Origin of the sequence: Xanthomonas phaseoli pv. dieffenbachiae, assembly GCF_008639345.1 — a bacterium.
Lineage (GTDB): Bacteria > Pseudomonadota > Gammaproteobacteria > Xanthomonadales > Xanthomonadaceae > Xanthomonas > Xanthomonas phaseoli.
Genome location: NZ_CP041380.1, coordinates 935,308 through 954,072 on the forward strand (window position 1 = coordinate 935,308; position 18,765 = coordinate 954,072).

General features: G+C 67.1%; 18 protein-coding genes and 1 tRNA gene. 10 read left to right on the forward strand and 9 right to left on the reverse strand.

The features are described from left to right. Positions 1-169 precede the first annotated feature (169 nt). On the forward strand, positions 170-1,867 hold the full coding sequence (locus tag FLG15_RS04290; protein ID WP_057679423.1) for a S8 family peptidase: 1,698 nt from the start codon (positions 170-172) through the stop codon (positions 1,865-1,867). Between the two features lie 191 nt (positions 1,868-2,058). Here the strand turns inward: FLG15_RS04290 and ybaK are convergent, their stop codons facing one another. Both ybaK and FLG15_RS04300 read right to left on the reverse strand, forming a co-directional pair. Continuing rightward, entirely contained in the window at positions 2,059-2,532 is a 474-nt protein-coding gene (gene ybaK, locus FLG15_RS04295) for a Cys-tRNA(Pro) deacylase (RefSeq protein ID WP_057687011.1), read from the reverse strand. Between the two features lie 4 nt (positions 2,533-2,536). Further along, the gene (locus tag FLG15_RS04300; protein WP_003488754.1) at positions 2,537-3,022 is read right to left on the reverse strand and encodes an asparaginase domain-containing protein; all 486 of its coding nucleotides are present in this window, start codon (positions 3,020-3,022) and stop codon (positions 2,537-2,539) included. 509 nt (positions 3,023-3,531) lie between these two features. Between FLG15_RS04300 and FLG15_RS04310 the strand changes: the two genes are divergently transcribed. Then, the gene (locus FLG15_RS04310) at positions 3,532-4,752 is read left to right on the forward strand and encodes a glycoside hydrolase family 30 beta sandwich domain-containing protein (RefSeq protein ID WP_057678913.1); all 1,221 of its coding nucleotides are present in this window, start codon (positions 3,532-3,534) and stop codon (positions 4,750-4,752) included. 224 nt (positions 4,753-4,976) lie between these two features. Here the strand turns inward: FLG15_RS04310 and FLG15_RS04315 are convergent, their stop codons facing one another. Next, a complete protein-coding gene (locus FLG15_RS04315; RefSeq protein WP_057678914.1) occupies positions 4,977-5,321 on the reverse strand; it encodes a DUF2069 domain-containing protein in 345 nt (114 codons plus the stop codon). Continuing rightward, positions 5,318-5,914 (reverse strand): NAD(P)H:quinone oxidoreductase, encoded by a 597-nt coding sequence (gene wrbA / locus FLG15_RS04320; protein ID WP_017160451.1) that lies wholly within the window; start codon positions 5,912-5,914, stop codon positions 5,318-5,320. The genes FLG15_RS04315 and wrbA overlap by 4 nt, the downstream gene beginning before the upstream one ends. 111 nt (positions 5,915-6,025) lie before the next feature. On the opposite strand from wrbA, the gene FLG15_RS04325 reads away from it, so the two are divergent. From FLG15_RS04325 to FLG15_RS04340, 4 genes are all read left to right on the forward strand, one after another. Beyond that, on the forward strand, positions 6,026-7,303 hold the full coding sequence (locus FLG15_RS04325) for a YihY family inner membrane protein (protein WP_150145588.1): 1,278 nt from the start codon (positions 6,026-6,028) through the stop codon (positions 7,301-7,303). Continuing rightward, on the forward strand, positions 7,300-7,911 hold the full coding sequence (locus FLG15_RS04330) for a TlpA family protein disulfide reductase (protein ID WP_003486785.1): 612 nt from the start codon (positions 7,300-7,302) through the stop codon (positions 7,909-7,911). The genes FLG15_RS04325 and FLG15_RS04330 overlap by 4 nt, the downstream gene beginning before the upstream one ends. Beyond that, positions 7,911-8,177 (forward strand): acylphosphatase, encoded by a 267-nt coding sequence (locus FLG15_RS04335; protein ID WP_057678916.1) that lies wholly within the window; start codon positions 7,911-7,913, stop codon positions 8,175-8,177. The genes FLG15_RS04330 and FLG15_RS04335 overlap by 1 nt, the downstream gene beginning before the upstream one ends. An 85-nt stretch (positions 8,178-8,262) precedes the next feature. Further along, on the forward strand, positions 8,263-9,492 hold the full coding sequence (locus FLG15_RS04340) for a hypothetical protein (RefSeq protein WP_017156946.1): 1,230 nt from the start codon (positions 8,263-8,265) through the stop codon (positions 9,490-9,492). On the opposite strand, the gene ppk2 is transcribed toward FLG15_RS04340, so the two are convergent. From ppk2 to hemA, 5 genes are all read right to left on the reverse strand, one after another. Further along, complete coding sequence (gene ppk2 / locus FLG15_RS04345) at positions 9,474-10,256, reverse strand: polyphosphate kinase 2 (protein ID WP_057678918.1); 783 nt, start codon at positions 10,254-10,256, stop codon at positions 9,474-9,476. The two genes, FLG15_RS04340 and ppk2, sit on opposite strands and share 19 nt — an antisense overlap. A gap of 32 nt (positions 10,257-10,288) precedes the next feature. Beyond that, positions 10,289-10,807 (reverse strand): molybdenum cofactor biosynthesis protein B, encoded by a 519-nt coding sequence (gene moaB, locus FLG15_RS04350; protein WP_057678919.1) that lies wholly within the window; start codon positions 10,805-10,807, stop codon positions 10,289-10,291. Between the two features lie 464 nt (positions 10,808-11,271). Continuing rightward, entirely contained in the window at positions 11,272-12,978 is a 1,707-nt protein-coding gene (locus FLG15_RS04355) for an O-linked N-acetylglucosamine transferase, SPINDLY family protein (RefSeq protein WP_057678920.1), read from the reverse strand. Beyond that, a complete protein-coding gene (gene prfA / locus FLG15_RS04360) occupies positions 12,975-14,060 on the reverse strand; it encodes a peptide chain release factor 1 (protein WP_017155005.1) in 1,086 nt (361 codons plus the stop codon). The genes FLG15_RS04355 and prfA overlap by 4 nt, the downstream gene beginning before the upstream one ends. Then, positions 14,038-15,336 (reverse strand): glutamyl-tRNA reductase, encoded by a 1,299-nt coding sequence (gene hemA / locus FLG15_RS04365; protein WP_057662692.1) that lies wholly within the window; start codon positions 15,334-15,336, stop codon positions 14,038-14,040. The genes prfA and hemA overlap by 23 nt, the downstream gene beginning before the upstream one ends. Before the next feature lie 65 nt (positions 15,337-15,401). On the opposite strand from hemA, the gene FLG15_RS04370 reads away from it, so the two are divergent. From FLG15_RS04370 to FLG15_RS04385, 4 genes are all read left to right on the forward strand, one after another. Next, complete coding sequence (locus FLG15_RS04370; protein WP_057678922.1) at positions 15,402-17,090, forward strand: tetratricopeptide repeat protein; 1,689 nt, start codon at positions 15,402-15,404, stop codon at positions 17,088-17,090. Then, positions 17,087-17,740 (forward strand): lipoprotein insertase outer membrane protein LolB, encoded by a 654-nt coding sequence (lolB, locus tag FLG15_RS04375; protein ID WP_057678923.1) that lies wholly within the window; start codon positions 17,087-17,089, stop codon positions 17,738-17,740. Before FLG15_RS04370 ends, lolB begins: the two co-directional genes overlap by 4 nt. Then, on the forward strand, positions 17,722-18,609 hold the full coding sequence (gene ispE / locus FLG15_RS04380) for a 4-(cytidine 5'-diphospho)-2-C-methyl-D-erythritol kinase (RefSeq protein ID WP_057678924.1): 888 nt from the start codon (positions 17,722-17,724) through the stop codon (positions 18,607-18,609). The genes lolB and ispE overlap by 19 nt, the downstream gene beginning before the upstream one ends. A gap of 3 nt (positions 18,610-18,612) precedes the next feature. Continuing rightward, a tRNA-Gln gene (locus FLG15_RS04385) sits at positions 18,613-18,689 on the forward strand. Positions 18,690-18,765 lie beyond the last annotated feature (76 nt).

Here is an 18,765-nt window from a genome sequence, read left to right on the forward strand (position 1 = left end):
AAGCGCGTGCCAGCGTGGCACGGCCGCTTCAGCGCGCCCGGTCGCACGCCGATAGCCAGCCCACGTGAGGCATGCAACCTCTGCATGCACGCGCATCGGGCACGGCGCAGCGCAGTGGCGTCAGCGCGTTGCCAACCGGGTTGCAAGATCCTTGGGGAGGGATGAGGTCATGCCGTATCACTCAGTGGGCGCACTGCGCCGCGTTGCATTCGTCTGTGCGTTGTCATGCACGTTTCATGCCGCCGCTGGCGAGGTCAGTCTGCAAGGGCTGAATTCCAGCAGCACCCATCAGCGCTTCATCGTCAGCTACAAGAACAGCGTCGGTAGCAGCCGGGCGACCGGGTTGTCTGCGCCATGGGCTGAGATCGCGCGTGCCGTGCCGCAGGCGCGCGGGAAAGCGCTGGGCCTGTCGGCCACGCGCCGGCTCAGTGGCGGGCCGATGTTGCTGGTGGCTGACCGCAAGCTGGACCGCGTGGATTCGGAAAGCCTGATGCGGCGCCTGGCCGCCGACCCGGCGGTCAAACGCGTGGAAGTGGACATCCTGATGCGGCCATTGCTGGTTCCCAACGACCCGGGCGTGCCGCAGCAGTGGGCGATGGGCGCGACCGCCGCCAGCCTCAATATCCGTCCGGCCTGGGACCGTTCCACCGGCAAGGGCATCGTGGTGGCGGTGATCGACACCGGCATCACCAATCATCCGGACCTGGCAGCCAACGTGCTGCCCGGCTACGACTTCATCGTTGATCCGGCCACGGCGCGCGATGGCACTGCGCGCGATGCGAACGCCGCCGACCAAGGCGACTGGGCCGCGGCCAACGAATGCGGGCCTGGTGCGTCGGCGTCCAATTCCAGCTGGCATGGCACGCACGTGGCCGGCATCGTGGCGGCGGTGGGCAACAACGCGGTGGGCGTGGTCGGTACCGCGTTCAACGCCAAGATCCTGCCGTTGCGGGTGCTGGGCCGCTGCGGCGGCTACATGTCCGATATCGCCGATGCGATCGTGTGGGCGTCCGGCGGCAAGGTCAGCGGCGTGCCGACCAACCCGAATCCGGCCACGGTGATCAATCTGTCGTTGGGTGGCGCGGGCACCTGTTCGGCGACGTTGAACAACGCCATCGCCGCAGCCGTCACGCGCGGCAGCGCGGTGGTCGTGGCCGCCGGCAACAGCAATCTGGACGTCTCCACCAGCGTGCCGGCCAATTGCGCCAACGTCATCGCCGTGGCGGCCACCACCTCGGCCGGCGCCAAGGCCAGCTTCTCCAACTTCGGCAAGGGCGTGGATATCGCCGCGCCCGGGCAATCGATCGTGTCCACGCTCAATACCGGAACCACGGCACCGGGCAATGCGGCCTATGCGGTGTATAGCGGCACCTCGATGGCGGCGCCGCACGTGGCTGGCGTGGTGGCGCTGATGCAGTCGGTTGCCCTGAACCCGCTGACGCCGGCAACGGTGAAGGCCCTGCTGAAAGCCAGCGCGCGGCCCATGCCGGTGGCCTGCACACAGGGGTGCGGGGCCGGGCTGGTGAATGCCGATGGCGCGGTGGCGGCGGTGATCGAATCGACCACCTTGGCCAGGAATGTGGCACGCACCGGGCTGAGCGCAGCGCTTTCCGATTCGCTGTATTACCAGGTCAACGTGCCGGCCGGCACACGTTCGCTCAAGGTCACGCTCGCCGGTGGCAGCGGCAATGCCGACCTGTCGGTACGGGCCGGCGCGTTGCCGACCGACGCCGCATACAGCTGCCGCAGCGTGTTGCCGGGCAATGGCGACAGCTGCACGCTGGCCGCGCCGGCCGCGGGTGTCTATTACGTGCGCTTGAAGGCAACGCTGGGCTTTTCCGGCGTCAGTGTCACCGCAGCGTATTGAGTGGTTCCGGCGTGGCGTTGCCGTGCCGGACACGCGGCATGGTGCTCTGGTGCGGCAATGGTGCATGCAGTGCGGAAGACATCGGTGGAAGATCGACCTCACGCAGGCGATCTGTCAGAGCCATCGCGTGCGTCGCGTCCCAAACGCGTAACGCGCATGCCAACCGGCCTGCGCGCATCGCGTCTACGCGTTCACTCGCAGAGCGCGCAGGCGCGTGCGGCGATTGCTTGCATCAGCTGGTTGCCGGGCAATTCCAGCAGCAGCCCGCGTTGGCCGGCGTTGATCCACAGCGCCGGTGCATCCAACGCGGTGATTTCGACCAGCACCGGCGCCTGTCGTTGCTGGCCGAGCGGGCTGATGCCGCCGACCTTGTAGCCGGTGCGCCGTTCGGCATCGGCCACCTCCATCATGCGTGCCGACTTGCCGCCGCAAGCGCTGGCCAGTTTCTTCAATGACACCCGGCGATCGCATGGAATCACCACGCACACCGGCGTGTCGTCGACCCATGCCATCAGCGTCTTCAACACGGTATGCGGCTGCAGGCCCAACGCATGTGCGGCCTGCAATCCCTTCGCATCGGCATCGGCCTGGTAGTCGTAAGGATGCAGGACATAACCCACGCCGGCCGCGTCCAGTGCCTTGGTGGCGCGGGTGGCCTTGCTCATGCACTCAGACCGATTCGAAGCGGTTGGCGGCCACGTTCTTGCGCACCTTTTGCGGATTCCAGATGCGGCCGTTCATGGCGATATACACGCCTGCCGGTAGCGATTGCACTGCACCGACGGCGCAACCGATATTGAATTCGGCATCCGAGCCGCGAAAACGCGCCGGATTCAACGCGCCGGTCATCACGATGGTCTTGTCGGCGATCGTCTGCAGCACCTTGCCGGTTTCCACCATCGAATCGGTGCCGTGGGTGATCAACACGTGGCGGGTGGGCTGGGCGGCGATGGTGGCGCGGATCAGTTCGCGGTCGGCATCGGTGATGTGCAGCGAATCCTTGCGGATGATCGGAATCACCGAAAAACGAAACGTCACGCCCAGTTCTTTCAGAATCTGTCCGATCTGCGGGTCGCCGATCTGGTAGTCCGATTTGTCGTCGAAGTAGATCTTGTCGATCGTGCCACCGGTGGTGACGATCAGGAGGTCTTCCATTGCTGCGGATCCTGTAGGGCTAACGCGGGCAGGCCGCGCGCGGGCCGCCATGATACCGCCCGGCCAGGGGGCTGGCAGTACGGCAGCCATCGGAATAAACAGCGGGGTCGAGACGTGCGCCTGGTAGCCGAATGCGTGGCGGCGCTGCGTCCGATCGAAATGGCGTGGCACAGGCGCACGCCGACGCGCCCAAGGGTGACTGCCTGTTCCACGTGCAGCGCGTGTTGTGCAGGCCGGGCGGGGCCCTGGCCATGTCGTGCTTGCGTCGCGTCAGCGCGCAGCTGACTCTTAGACTGAACGCGTTCCTCAGCGGTGCCTGTGCCCAGCTTCCACATGCCGCAGCGCAAAACGCAGTGTGATCGGCGCACCCCTGCGCTGCGCTGGGCGCGTGTGCTACGTCACGGACTCAACAAAGGGGCATGACGGAAATTGACTTGACATGTATGCGGTCGATAGTCGGCGAGCCGTCGGTACGCATGCCCTCGGCATTCCCCTTCCCGGAGAGCCTCATGAACAAGTCCTTGTCGATGTTGCGCGCGCTCACCTGCGTGATGGCCGTGCTGCTGGCGGGCCACGCCGCCGCGCAGACGGTGACGATCACGCCTACGCAGACCTACCAGACGGTGCGCGGGTTCGGCGGTATGAATGGCGCCGGCTGGATCAACGACCTGACACCCGCGCAGGTGGATCTGGCTTACGGCAGCGGCACCGGGCAGATCGGGTTGTCGATCCTGCGCATGCGCATCGACCCCTCCAGCTCAGGCTGGGCGACCCAGGTGCCGACGGCAACGCGCGTGCATGCGCTGGGCGGGCTGGTGTTCGCAACCCCCTGGACCCCGCCGGCCTACATGAAGTCCAACAACAGCCTGACCAATGGCGGCAAGCTGCTGACCAATTACTACGGCGCCTATACCCAGCACCTGCTGGATTTCGCCAATTACATGTCGGGCAAGGGCGCGCCGCTGTATGCGATTTCCCTGCAGAACGAGCCGGATTGGCACCCGGATTACGAATCGGCCGATTGGAGCGGCAGCGACTTCGTCAACTACCTCGTGAGCCAAGGCAGCAGGTTCGGCAGCCTGAAGGTCATCGTCAGCGAGTCGGTGGGGTTCAACTTTTCCATCACCGACCCGGTCCTCAACAACGCCACGGCCAATCAGGCCACCTCCATCGTGGCCGGCCATCTGTATGGCGCAAAGCCGCGCGACTATGCCTTGGCGCGCAGCAAGGGCAAGCAGGTGTGGATGACCGAGCATTACACCGACAACACCGATGGCAACGCATGGCCGTCGGCATTGGGAGTGGCCAGCGAACTGCACGCCAGCATGGCGGCCAATTTCAATGCCTACATCTGGTGGTACATCCGGCGCAGCTACGGGTTGATCAGCGAAAACGGCGCGGTGAGCAAGCGCGGCTATGCGATGTCGCAGTTCGCACGCTTCGTGCGGCCAGGGTCGGTGCGCATCGGCGCCACCGAACACCCGTATAGCGATGTCTCGGTGACCGCCTACCGCACCCCGGACAACAAGCTGGTGGTGGTAGCGGTCAACACCAGCACCGGCCACCAGCGGCTGGACCTGACGCTACCGTCCGGCACTGCCACGCAGTTCGCCAAATACAGCACCTCGAGCACGCTCAATGTCGGGTTCGGCGGTAACTTCAGCGTGGTCAACGGCAAGACCTCGCTGTATGTCGACCCGCAGAGCGTGGCCACGCTGGTCGGAAACTGACAGCGGCCCCCGAAACGCCGCACGTCTTCGTCAGGTGGCGCGGACCGCGCGCAGGGACCGGGGTGGAGGCGTGTGCACGCCGCCCTGATCGCCGGCCGCGTCCGCCTGACGATGATTGCAGTTGGTTGAATGGCTGCGTTGGGGTGGTCGCGGCTGACCACCTCGACCGGACGCATGCCCAGCCGCATCGCGCAGCTGCGCACGCGGTTTGTTCGACTCGCCGATCAGCGTGGCGGGCGTTTCCTGCCAAAGCGCGCCGCCATGCCGGGGCCGCCGACCAAGCCCACCACCGCCAGGGCGAGCAGCAGTTCCAGCCATGCCATTACACGTGCCTGCGGCTGGCTCCAGGCGGCCATGACGCCATGGCTGAACCAGCCCAGCGCGAACACGCCGGCCCAGAAGCGTGCACGCGCGCTGCGTACGGCCAGCACCCCGGTCAGCGCGGCCGGCAGCACGAACACGATGAGCGCGGCCAGTGGGCGCGGGTCGTCGTGAAACCACACCGCAAACAACGCTGCCAGCGCCAGCAGCGCGGCGCTCAGCAACCAATGCGTGGCGCGCACGCTCACGGAGTTGCCAGCCGCCGCGCGACATCGGCCACCCGGCGGCCCAGCGCACGCGCCAGCAGCGCTTCGTCCTCGCTCGGTTGCGGGTCGCCGCCAGCGCCAGAGACATGGCTGGCACCATAGGGCGTGCCGCCACTGGTGGTGTGGCTGAGCGCAGCTTCCGTAAACGGAATCCCCACGATCAGGCAACCGTGATGCAGCAGCGGCAAGTGCATCGACAGCAAGGTGGATTCCTGGCCGCCATGCATCGACGCGGTAGAGGTAAACACGCCCGCCGGTTTGCCGGCCAGGGTGCCACTGGCCCATTCGGCGCCCAGGCTGTCGAGGAAATGCTTCATCGGTGCGGCCATGTTGCCGAAGCGGGTGGGGCTGCCCAGCAGCAGGCCGCTGCACTCGGCCAGATCGGCACGGTCTACATAGGGCGCGCCTTCGTCCGGGACCGGCGGGGCGCTGGTCTGGGTGACCGCAGCCACCGGTGGGACGGTGCGCAGCCGCGCGCTCATGCCGGGCACTTCGCCGATGCCGCGTGCGATCTGCCGCGCCAGCCGCGCCACCGAACCGCCCCGGCTGTAATACAGCACCAGAATCTCCGCCATCGTGTCGTTGCCGCCTGTGTGAGTTGCCGCAGTATCGGCCAAGCCAGCCTGTTGCTGCACGCCGCAGCTGCGGCAAGGCCGCGATGACGGCGCATCGGGTACCCTTGCGCGATGTCGCGTGTGAACAAACTCCACCAATGGAAAGAACGTCTGCGCGACCGCGCGCGGACGGTGAGTTTCGGGCGCTTTCTGTGGCGCCGCTTCCTGGACGACCGGCTGTTCCAGGCCGCCGCCTCGCTTGCGTACACCACCGTGTTCGCGCTGGTGCCGTTGGCGATCGTGGTGTTCGGGGTGCTGTCGGCGTTTCCGGCCTTCAACGAATGGAAGGACGCGCTGACCGACTTCATCTTCAACAATTTCGTGCCTGGCGCAGCGCGTTCGGTGCAGAACTATCTCAATCGCTCGCTGGAAGACCTGGGCAAGTTCACCGTGGCCGGCATGGTCGCGCTGGTGGCCTCGCTGCTGATCACCCTGCACAGCATCGAACAAACCTTCAACAGCATCTGGCGGGTCGCCGCCGCGCGCCCCAAGGTGACGCGCTTCCTGATCTATTGGACGGTGCTGACGCTGGGCACCATGCTGGCCGCCGCCGCCATGGCGATGGCGGCCTACGTGTTCGCACTGCCGCTGTTCCGCACCACCGAAGGCCAGTGGCTGGCCGAATTCGCCTGGCGGCTGGCGCCGATGGCGGTGGAGTTCGTCTGCATCGTGCTGATCTACCGCGTGGTGCCGCAGCACGTGGTGCGGCTGCGGCATGCGCTGCCGGGCGCGCTGCTGGCGGTGATCCTGATGGAAGTCGTCAAATGGGGGTTCGGCTTTTACCTGGGTAATTTCCAGACCTACCAACGCATCTACGGCGCGCTGTCGGCACTGCCGATCCTGCTGTTGTGGATCTACCTGAGCTGGGTGTCGGTGCTGCTGGGCGCCTCGCTGGCCTCGTCGATGTCCGCCTTCCGCTACCAGCCCGAGGCCATGCGGCTGCCCCCGGGCTTCGAGATCTATGGCCTGCTGCGTCTGCTCGGTCGGTTCCGCCAGGCGCGCATCCACGGCGATGGCCTGGACGAAGACCGCATCCTGGCGCTGGAGCCGATGCTCACCGACACGCTGATGCAGGAACTGCTGTGCGAGCTCAAGCGCATCCGCCTGCTGCGTCGCGACGAGCGCGGGCAGTGGCTGCTGGCGCGCGATCTGGATGTGGTGCCGCTGGCCGAACTCTACGAACACTGCCAGCTGCGCGTGCCGATCGAAGACCGCCCGTTGCCGTGCCGCGACGATGCCTACGGCCAGGCCGCCGCCGCCGCGCTGGAACAGCTGCGCCAACCCTTGCGCAGCGTGCTGGCGCAGCCGGTCGGCGACCTCTACACCCACCTTCCCGGAGATCCTGCATGACCGTGCGTCTTGTCCGCAGCGCCTGCGCGCTGCTATTGCCACTGCTGTTGCTGACCGCCTGCAAGCCGGCCAGCGAGGCCACTCCCGCTGCCGGCAACGGCGCTGCGCCTGCCGCCACGCCCCAGGCGCCGACCACGCCAGCCACGCCGGCCGACCCGGCTGCACCGCCCAACAGCTCGGTGGTGCAGCAGACCGCCCAGATGCCCAAGCTCTCGCTGCCGACCGTGACCGGCGAGACCTACGACCTGGCCGCGCACCGCGGCAAATGGGTGGTGGTGAATTTCTGGGCCACCTGGTGCGCGCCGTGCCTGAAGGAAATGCCCGAACTGTCGGCGCTGCACACCATGCGCGACACCGTCGAGGTGGTGGGTCTGGCCTACGAAGACATCACCAGCGCCGACATGCAGGCGTTCTTGAAGGACCACCCGGTGTCGTACCCCATCGCGATCCTCGACCCGTACCAGCCACCACAGGACTTCGCTACCCCGCGCGGCCTGCCGATGACCTACCTGATCGGCCCGGACGGCAAGGTGGCCAAGCAATTCCTTGGCCCGGTGACCGCACGCGATATCGAAGCGGCCGTCGGCATCACCGGCAAGGCGGGTTGATGCAGGCGGCGCGTTTTGTGGTGAGCGGCGTGGTGCAGGGCGTGTGGTACCGCGCGTCCACCCGTCAACGTGCAGTCGCACTCGGCCTGATCGGGCATGCCCGCAACCAGGCCGACGGCAGCGTGGAGGTAGTCGCCGCCGGTAGCGCGGCGGCGCTGGACGCCTTGGAAGCCTGGCTATGGCAGGGCCCGCCGGCTGCCACGGTCGCGGCGGTCACGCGCACGGCCTGCCCGGTTCCGCCGACTGAAGACTTTGTAACTGGGTGAGCGCGCGCCACTGAAGCAGGGCAACAGAGTTGGGTTGCCTCGCCGATAACCCTGTCAACGCGATCAGGCGTGCACGGGGAATGTAATGGCCGCTCCATCTCAAGACCGCAACGACGGGCACGACCTGCCCGCGCATCGCCGCAACCGCCAGATGGCGCAGCTGGCGCCGTGGCTGTATCTCGGTGGCCTGCTGGGCAGCGGCTGGTTGCTGTTTCTGCACCCGCAAACCCGTGTGCTACCCACCGGACAGGCGGCAACCAGCTGGCTGCTGGCCTGGATCTTTACCGGCATCGTGATCGGCGCGGTGGTGTGGAGCCTGCGTCTGGCACGCCAGGGGCTGGCTCAGCCTGCGGCAAGCTATCCGCTGTCGGCGCGCTTGCCCGATTCGTGGGCCGATGCCTACGCTGCACTCCTGCGCCCGGCCACTGCAGCTCCGGTGGCCGCGGCCAGGCCGGACCCGGCCGGCGCCCAGCGTGGTGCAGCCTGGCATCGCTTCGGCGGCGGCATGCTCAGCGCGGAAACCTTCGACCCCAACGACGCCACCCGCGCGCCTTGGGACGGGCTGGATGCGCAGTCCTGCATCGTGCGCCTGGACGATGTGCGTCAGGCCTGGCACAACGCCGCCGCCAACCGCACCCTGCAGCAGGAGCGCCGCTACTGGCTGGATGTGGTGCTGTCGCTGCTCGACCACGGCGTGATGCGCCCACTGCAGGACGGCTACCTGCCCGACACCGCCGCGCTGCGCACCGAACGCTTCCTGTTGGGCGCCGATGCCGGCCCGATCGTGCTGTCCGAGGTGCCGGCATTGTTTGCGCGGCGTCTGGCGCTAGCCATCGAAGCCATGCCGACCGCCCAGCGCGAAGCCGCTGGCGTGCAATGGCGTCTGCTGCAGCAATTGCATGCATTGGTCGCCGAAGGACGCATGTTGGACGAGCGTTCGCAGGTGATCCAGGTGCTGGCATGGAACCCGGATGTGGACCTGGACCAGGTCGAAGTGGCCTACATCCTGGCCGCCGAATACCGCGAAGGCATGCGCGACTGGCTGCGCCGCGCCGCGTTGGTGCGCCTGCCCGATAGCGCGTTGCGCCTGGACGAAGTGCTGCTGTCGTCCTGCAGCCCGCTCGGTGCGCAGGCCGACGATGTGGACTACATGGAAGCGATGCGTCCGCTGCATCGCGGCTTCATGCAATTGTTCAGTCAGCGCCTGAGCCAGCTGGTGCTGCAGGCCGAGCAGGCCGAACGTCAGGCCGGCCTGCACCCGCTATCGCGTGCCACCGCGGCCAGCGACGAAATCTCTCAGGACTGGGCGGCGTAATCGTCGATCGGTTCCAGCACGCCATAGCGTTCCTTGTGCAGCTTGCCGGGCAACGGCGGCAGCTGCACCCCCGCATCGGGCACCGCGGTGTCCGGTAGCCGGTCCAGTAGATCGCGGATCAGGCTCAGGCGGCCACGTTTCTGGTCGTTGAAATCCACCAGCGTCCACGGTGCGTCGGGCGTATGCGTGGCCTCCAGCATGCGTTCGCGTGCGGCGGTGTAGTCGTCGTATTTGGTGCGCGACTGCAGGTCCACCGGCGAGAGCTTCCAGCCCTTGAGCGGGTCTTCGCGGCGTTCGGCAAAGCGCTTTTCCTGCTCGGCCTGGTCCACGCACAGCCAGTACTTGAACAGCAGGATGCCGTCGTCGACCAGCATCTGTTCGAAGCGTGGCGCCTGCTCCAGGAACAGGTCGTACTGCGCGTCGGTGCAATAGCCCATCACCTTCTCGACGCCGGCGCGGTTGTACCAGCTGCGGTCCATCAGCACCAATTCGCCGCCCGCCGGCAGGTGCGTCACATAGCGCTGGAAATACCACTGCGTGCTTTCGCGGTCGTTGGGTTTGGGCAGCGCCACCACCCGACACTGGCGCGGGTTGAGGTGGCTGGCGATGGCCTGGATCACGCCGCCCTTGCCGGCGGTGTCGCGGCCTTCCACCAGCACCAGGGCGCGCTGGTTGGTGTGGCGCAGCCAGCGCGCCATGTCCACCAGCTCCAACTGCATTGGCGCCAGCAACTTTTTGTAAGCCTTGCGTTTCAGGTGCGACATGCGCGTTCCAACACCAGTGGAAAGCGCGCAGGCTATTGCCCCAGGCGTGGACGCAATGTCGCCAGATTGCACGGCTTGGTGCGGGCATCCAGCTGCGCACGCACGATCTTTTCCCAGGCCGTGCGGCAGGCCGAGGTGGAGCCGGGCAGGCAGAACACGAAGCTGTGATTGGCCAGCCCGGCAAAGGCGCGCGACTGCAGCGAGGAGGTGCCGATTTCTTCCACGCTGATCGCGCGGAACATCTCCCCGAAGCCAGGCATGAGCTTGTCCAGCAACGGAGTGATCGCTTCCGGGGTACTGTCGCGCCCCGTGAAGCCGGTGCCACCGGTGATCAGGATGCCGTCGACCTGCGCATCGGCAATCCAGTTCGACACGATCGCACGCATGCGGTAACGGTCGTCCGGGCACAGTGCACGTTCGTGCAGCACGTGGCCTTCGTGGGTGAGGGCATCGGCCAGGTAATCGCCGGAGCGGTCATCGGCCAGGGTGCGGCTGTCGGACACGGTCAGCACGCACAGGCGCAGGGGAATGAATTCGGGAATGGAAGGCATGCGTGCAGCCTAGCGAGCGTGGACGGCCGGGTACAGCGTTATGGTGTGAAGTTGCATGAACCGGGTGACTAAAGGGTGTTGGCTAACGCGTCGCTGTTAGCCCCTCTTCCTGCGAAAGAGGGGTTGGGGTGAGGGTACGGTTGACCGATACCACCGCCGGAGCCGCATGCTCATTCGGCGCTACGCGCTACCTTCGCCTCCGCATGAAGGAGGGCAATGTCCCGACGGGAGACGGCACTACAGCATCGATGCTTGTTCGCAGCGCTTGGCGGCGCCTTCCACCGCTCATCTCACGCAACACGTGGGTGCTGCACCCAACGACCGAGCCTGGAGCCGGCCAGCGAAACGACCGGGGGCGCCGGATGGTACGGCCGATGCCCGGAGACGCAGCCCATCGCTCGTCCACTCCAGCTTCGGCGCACCGGATGCCCGAGTAGCGACTGCTCGCGACAGCTGGCGGCGCTCTAAACCCCCAACCACCCGCTGCGCCGCGCAATACCACGCAGCAGCGCGGCCAGATCATCCGCAAACCCGTCCATATCGAAAACGCCGCTGCGCAGGCGTTGTTCCGCCACCCGAGCATGCACGCCACGCAATGCCTCTGCATCGCTCGCCAGTTCGATCGCCTTGGCCACAAACGCAGCGTCATCGGCAACATTCATGTCATCCAGCCCCAGATGATGATTCAGGCTGCCGGCCACACGCGCGGCAAACGTCTGCCCAGGCGTGGTCAAGACCGGGCAACCTGCCCATAACGCATCGGAGGCGGTGGTGTGCGCGTTGTACGGGTGCGTATCCAAAAACAGATCCGCGTGTCGATAGCGCGCCAGATACTGCCGGTGCGGCAGTTTGGGCATGAAGACCAAGCGCTGCGCATCCACGCCTTGTGCCTGCGCTGCTGCACGCAATCGCGCATCGGCCTGGCCCGGGCCGGACAGCAGCCACAGCACGCTGCCGGGCACCGCGCGCAACACCGCCAGCATGCGCGCCATGCTGCGTGGATTGAGCTTGTAACTGTTGTTGAAGCAGCACAGCACCACCGCATGCTCCGGCAGCCCGCACTGCACGCGCGATGGTGGTTCGTCCACCGTGCGCGAGGTGTCCGATGGCTGGAAGGCGCGCGGCAGGCGCAGCACCTGTTCGCTGTAGAACGGCTCCAGCGACGCCGGCAACGCAACGGCATCGCCAAGCACATAGTCCATCCACGGCGCGCCTGAGGTGCCCGGATACGCCAGCCAGTTGAGCTGTACCGGTGCCGGCCGCAATGCGAAGACTTCCGGTCGTCCGCCACCGCCCCAGCCACGCAGATCGAACAACAGATCGATGCCCTGGTCGCGGATATGGTGCGCAGTGGCCAGATGCCCCAGCGCAGTGACATCGTGCATGCGCGTTGCCTGCGCCAGGCGTGCGCGAATGTCGCTGCCATCGTCCGGGGTGGTTGCAAACAACTGCACCTGCAGGTCCGGTTGGCGTTGCTTCAATGCTTCGAACAAGGCCACCGTCAGCAAGCCCGTCGGGTGCGCACCAAAGCCGTTGGACACGAATCCGAGTTGCAGCGCGCCGTGGGTGCGCAGCGTTGCCGCTGGCAGCGGGCGCACGGAGGAGGCAACGACCTGCGCGCGGGTACGTGCGCACGCCAGTTGTTCCGCGGCGCTGGCGTCCTCGCTCAGGAACGCGAAAGGCTCCACGGCCGCCTGGCCTTGCGTCACTGCAGTGCGCACCTGTGCAGCCAGTGAGTCCAGCTCGCGCCAATCGCATAGGCGGCGCCGCCAGTTGAGCAATTGCGCGGTGATGTAGGGTTCGTCGGGCAATAGCCGATGGGCGCGCGTATAGGCGGCCGCGGCCTGTTCCGGTTGGCCTGCATCTTCGAGCGCGTGCCCAAGCCACAGGGCGATCCCTGGATGCTGCGGTACCAGGTCCGAGGCTTGCTGGAGCAGCGTGGCCGCTTCGGCATGGCGCTGTTGCGCCCAGCGCACCCGTCCCAGCCGCGCCACCGCTTCCGGATGGCCCGGATGCAACGCCAGCGCGCGCTGCACGGCTGTTTCGCCGGCAGCGGTGACGCCCATGCCCAGCTCGGCATCGGCCAGCATCAACCAGGCGACGAAATCGCCCGGCTGGCGTCGCACTTGCTCGCGCAGCTGCAGCAGCTCGCGCGGCACTTGCGCACTCACGGGCTATCGCTCAACCGTGCCAGTTCGTCGGCTTGATGTTCGTGCAGCAGCCGCCCGATCAATGCATCCAGGTCGCCTTCGATGATGTTGGGCAGGTCGTACAAGGTCAGCCCTTCGACGCGATGGTCGGTGATGCGACCCTGCGGAAAACTGTAGGTGCGGATGCGCTGGCTGCGGTCGCCGCTGCCCACCTGCAACTTGCGCGTCTGCGCTTCGGCCGCTGCCGCCTTGCTGCGTTCGGTGTCCAGCAGCTGCGCCTTCAACCGCTTCATCGCCTTGTCGCGATTGGCATGCTGGCTGCGCTCGGTCTGGCATTCCACCACCACCCCGCTGGGCACGTGGGTGATGCGGATCGCCGATTCGGTCTTGTTGACGTGCTGGCCGCCCGCACCGGACGAGCGAAACGTGTCCACCTTCAGATCGGCCGGATTGATCGTGATCTCTTCCACGTCGTCGGCTTCGGGAATGATCGCCACCGTGGCGGCCGAGGTGTGGATGCGGCCTTGCGATTCGGTTGCCGGCACGCGTTGCACCCGATGGGTGCCGGATTCGAATTTCAGGCGCGAATACGCGCCGCGCCCGACCACGCGCGCCACCACTTCCTTGTAGCCGCCGTGCTCGCCGGGGCTGTCCGATTCGATTTCCACCTTCCAGCCCTGGCGCTCTGCGTAGCGTGCGTACATGCGGAACAGGTCGCCGGCAAAGATCGCTGCCTCGTCACCGCCAGTGCCGGCGCGCACTTCCAGGAACAGGTTGCCGTCGTCGCGTGGGTCGCGCGGTACCAGCAGCGCGGCCAGCTGTGCATCGAGGTGTTCCAGGCGCGCCTGTGCAGCGGCCATTTCCTCTTCGGCCAGCTCGCGCATCTCCGGGTCGTTGCGCAGCGCCTCGGCCGTGGCCAGGTCGGCCTTGGCGCGCGCCTCCTCTTCCAGCGCCACCGCCACCGGCTCCAGTTGCGACAGTTCGCGCGAAAGCGTACGGAACGTGTCGTTGTTGCCCACCACATCGGGGTCGGAGAGCAGGTGCTGCAGTTCTTCGCGGCGCTCGGCCAGCGCTTCGAGCTTACGGCGCAGGGTCGGCGTCATCGGTCCTCACGATCGGGGTAGCTATGGGGGGATGTTGGTAACCCGGTTTTTCCGGAAACAGCCGGTCGGCCGCAGTGGTCAATTCCAGGTCGTTGTTGAGCGCCGCATCGCGTAGTGCGGCGGTGGGCGGATGCAGCAGGCGGTTGGTCAGCGCATGCGCCAGCTGCTCCAGCACTTCGTCGGCCGGTTTGCCGTTGTGCAACTGCTGGCGCGCCTTGGCCAGCAGCTCGTCGCGGGTGCTATCGCCGAAGGCGCGCAGCCGCTTGAGCGGTGCCTGGCGCGCGTTGGCCTGCAAGGTTTCGACATAGCGCGCCACTTGCAGGTCGATGATGGCTTCGGCCTGGTCGGCCGCTTCGCGGCGGCCACGGCGGTTGTCTTCGACCGCGCGTTCCAGGTCATCCACCGTGTACAGGTAGGCGTCGCTCAACTCACCCACCGAGGCCTCGATATCGCGCGGCACTGCCAGGTCGAACAGCAGCATCGGCTTGCGCTTGCGTGCGCGCAATGCCTGTTCCACCTGTGCGCGTGTCACCAGCGGCTCACGTGCAGCGGTGGCCGAAAACACCACATCCGCCTCGGCCAGGTGGCGTTCCAGATCGGTCAGCGGCAAGGCGAAGCCGCCGTGCTGGCTGGCGAGCGTCTGCGCGTGGGCGAGGGTGCGGTTGGCGATCAGCAGGCGGCGCACGCGGCCTTCGCTCAGATGCTTGGCCGCCAGTTCGATGGTTTCGCCGGCACCGATCAGCAACACCGTCGATTCGTTGAGCCGGGCAAACGAGTCTTGTGCCAACCGCACCGCCGTGGATGCGACCGACACCGGATTTGCGCCCACGCGGGTGTCGGTACGCGCGCGCTTGGCCACCGAAAAGGTCTGTTGGAACAGCCGGTCCAACCCGCTGCCCAGCGCGCCGTGCGCCCGCGCCACTGCCCAGGCGTCCTTCACCTGGCCGAGGATCTGGGGTTCTCCCAATACCATCGAATCCAGCCCGGTGGCGACGCGGAACAGGTGACGCACCGCCTCGGCTTCCTGGTGCTGGTACAGATAACCGCTCAGCCCGGGCGCGTGGGTTTCCAGCCAGGTGACCAGGCTGTGCGCCTCCTCGGCCATCGCATACAACTCGGTACGGTTGCAGGTGGACAGCAGCGCGGCCTCGCTTACCTGGGGCAGCGCACGCAGCGATTCGAGCGCGCGCGGCAGCGCATCACCTGCGAACGCCGCGCGTTCGCGCAGGTCCACAGGTGCGGTCTGGTGATTCAGTCCGAGCACCCACAACGTCATTGTTCAGTTGCTTGCGATAAGCTGGCGGCCATTCAGGGCCCCATTTTACGGCCCGGTTGCCCCCGATGCCTGTACCGATTCGCATCCTGTGTGTTCTTCTGCTGGTCGCAGTCTCCGCCAGTGCCACCGCAGCACCCAAGAAAGCACCGCCCGCTCCGCTCCCAAGCAGTGCCGGTACTTCGTCGCTGGAGCCGGTGCTGGCCGGCGAATTCGCCTTGCAGGCCGGGCAACTGGACGATGCCGCGCGCGCCTACCTGGACGCCGCCAAGGCCGAAGCCGGCGATGCCGGGCTGGCCGAGCGCGCCGCCCGCATCTCCATGTTGGCCAACGACGACCCGCGCGCGATCGAAGCGCTGGCGTTGTGGCGCGCCCGCGCGCCGTCGTCGATGTCCATGCGCAGCACCGAGGCCTCGCTGGCCCTGCGCCGCAACGACCTGCGCACCGCGCGCCGCGACCTGCTCGGCCTGCTCAAGGAGCCCGACCCGCGTGGCTGGCGCTTTGCGCTGATCGCCCTGGCCAACGGCGGCCGCGAGCCGGAAGCCTCGGCCGACGTGCTCGAAGACCTGGTCAAGGCCGGCGCCATCCCGAATCAGATCGAAGCCTGGCAGGAATTCGGTCGGCTCGCGCTGCGCATGGAGCGCCCCGCGCTGGCCAAGCGCATCGTCGACGAGGTGGTGCGCCGCTTCCCCGAAGAGCCGCGCGTGGCCTTGCTGCACGCCACCCAGTTGCAGCAGGAAGGCAAGAACGACGAAGCGCTGGCGCTGCTGAAGAATATCGAACCGCAGGCGGTCAAGGACTCCGAGCTGCGCGGCGCACTGGCGTTCGCCTACGACGCCATGGGCCAGACCGAAGCTGCGGCACGCGTGCTTTCGACCGGGCCGCAGGACACCCAGACCTATGGCTTGCGGGCCTCGATGCTGGCCAAGGAAAAAGACCGCAGCTCGCTGCAGGCGCTGTACGCCGAGCTCAAGAGCAACGCCACCAAGCCCGATCCGGACCGCCGTCTGCTGCTGGGCAAGATCGCCGAATTCCTCAAGCGCTACGACGAGGCGGTGGAGTGGTATCGCGGCGTGCCGGGTGGTCCGCAGCTCAGCGAGGCGCGTCTGCGCGCCGCCAGTGCCTTGTACGAACTGGGCCGCAAGCCCGAAGCGCTTGCCGAAGCCCGCGCCTTGCAGGGCGACGCCAGTGCCGACGATGACGCGCGCCGCGACGCCTACGTGCTCGAAGCCGAACTGCATCAGCGGGCCGACGATGCACCGGGCGAACTGGACGCCTTCGAACGTGGCCTGGCCGCCTACCCGGACGACAGCGCGTTGCTGTACGCCCGCGGGCTGGCCTGGGAGCGGCGCGACGATGTCCCGCGTGCCGAGGCCGATCTGCGCAAGATCCTGGTGACCGAACCGGAAAACGTCGCGGCCCTGAACGCGTTGGGCTATACCCTGGCCGACCGCACCACCCGCTACAAGGAAGCGTTGGCGCTGATCGACCGTGCCCGCACCGCCGACCCGGACAACCCGGCCATTGTCGACAGCTATGGCTGGGTGCTGTACCGGATGGGCCGCACCAAGGAAGCGCTGGTGCAGCTGCGTCGGGCCTGGGCGCTGGTCAAGGACCCGGAAATCGCGGCCCACGTGGGCGAAGTGCTGTGGGTCAGCGGCAAGCAGGATGAAGCGCGTCGCTACTTCGATGAAGCGCGCCGTCTCGACCCGGACAACCGTGCGCTGCAGCGCGCCGTGGAAAAGTTCGGGCTATGAGCAAGATGGTTCGAACGCTGGCCCTGGGCGGGCTGGTGCTGGTCGGCCTGTCGGCCTGCGTCAGCGTGCCGCGCGGGCAGGGCAGTGCGGCGGCCGTGGTCGATCATGTTTCCGACGGTGCGCGCCAGGCTGAAGCCGCTCGCCAGGCCTGGTTGCAGGTGCATCCCAACTGGTCCTTCCAGGGCCGGGTGGCGATCAGCAAGGACCGCGACGGCGGCAGCGGCCGCATCGATTGGCAGCAGGACGGCCCACGCTACCGCGTGCAACTCAGTGCGCCGGTCACCCGGCAAAGCTGGGTGCTCACCGGCGACACCACCAGCGGCGCCGGCCGGCTGGAAGGACTGGACGGCGGTCCGCGCAGTGGCCCCAATGCCGAGCAGGTGCTGCTGGAAGCAACCGGCTGGACTATCCCGGTCAACCAGATGCCGGACTGGGTGCGCGCGCTGCGCATCGCCGATGCGGCTGCCGCACGCGTCGATCTGGATGCGGCCGGGCGCCCGCGCACCGTGCAGCAGGACGGCTGGACCATCGATTTCCTGGCCTGGGCGCCGGCCGGCGTTGGCCAGCCCGAGCTGCCACAGCGGATCGAAGCCCGCAACGGCCAAGCAAAGGTGCGCCTGTTGGTCGACCAATGGACCGTATCGCCCTGATGGACGTGCCGGGAAGCGATTGGTTGGCGTGGCCCGCGCCGGCCAAGCTGAATCTGTTCCTGCAGATCACCGGGCGCCGTGCCGACGGCTACCACCTGCTGCAGACCGTGTTCCGGCTGCTGGACTGGGGGGACACCGTTCATCTTCGTGTGCGCCGCGACGGTCAGATCCGCCGCCTGGGCGAGAGTTTGCCCGGCGTTGCCGAAGACGATGACCTGGTGGTCCGCGCCGCGCGCCTGCTGCAATCGGCAACCAACGCCCAGGCGGGCGCGGAGATTCGGGTCGACAAGCGCATCCCGGCCGGCGGCGGTTTTGGCGGCGGCTCCTCGGACGCGGCGACCGTGCTGGTCGCGCTCAACGCCTTGTGGGGCCTGGGTCTGGCGGCCGATGCGCTGGCCGCGCTGGGCTTGCAGCTGGGCGCAGACGTGCCGGTCTTCGTGCGCGGCCGCAATGCCTGGGCCGAAGGCGTGGGCGAACAGCTGACCCCGATTTCCCTGCCGGAAGCGGCATATCTGCTGGTCGACCCTGGCATTCATGTGCCGACCCCGGCGTTATTTCGATCACAGGAATTGACGCGGGATGCTGCGCCCGCGAAAATAGCGGACTTCGCTTCCGGTTCCCTGCTCGACAATGCGTTCGAGCCGGTCCTGCGGCGCCGCGAACCCGCCGTCGAGGCGGTGTTCCAGGCGCTTTCCAGGGTCGGTACACCGCGTTTGACCGGGTCGGGAAGTGGTTGTTTCGTCGAGTTCGCCACGCGCGCTGCTGCAGAACAGGCGCTGGCGCAGTTGCCGGGCAGCCTGCGGGCGTGGGTGGTGGAGGGTGCAGTGCACTCGCCATTGCTCGACGCGCTGGACGCGACACAGGTTTGATGCAGGGGCGTCGCCAAGAGGCCCAAGGCACCAGGTTTTGATCCTGGCATTCGTAGGTTCGAATCCTACCGCCCCTGCCAGTTTGTCGAGAAAGGCAGGTCCGCCTGCATCAGGTTTCACTGCAGATCCTTTTGCAACACCTCGCGCATCCTTGCG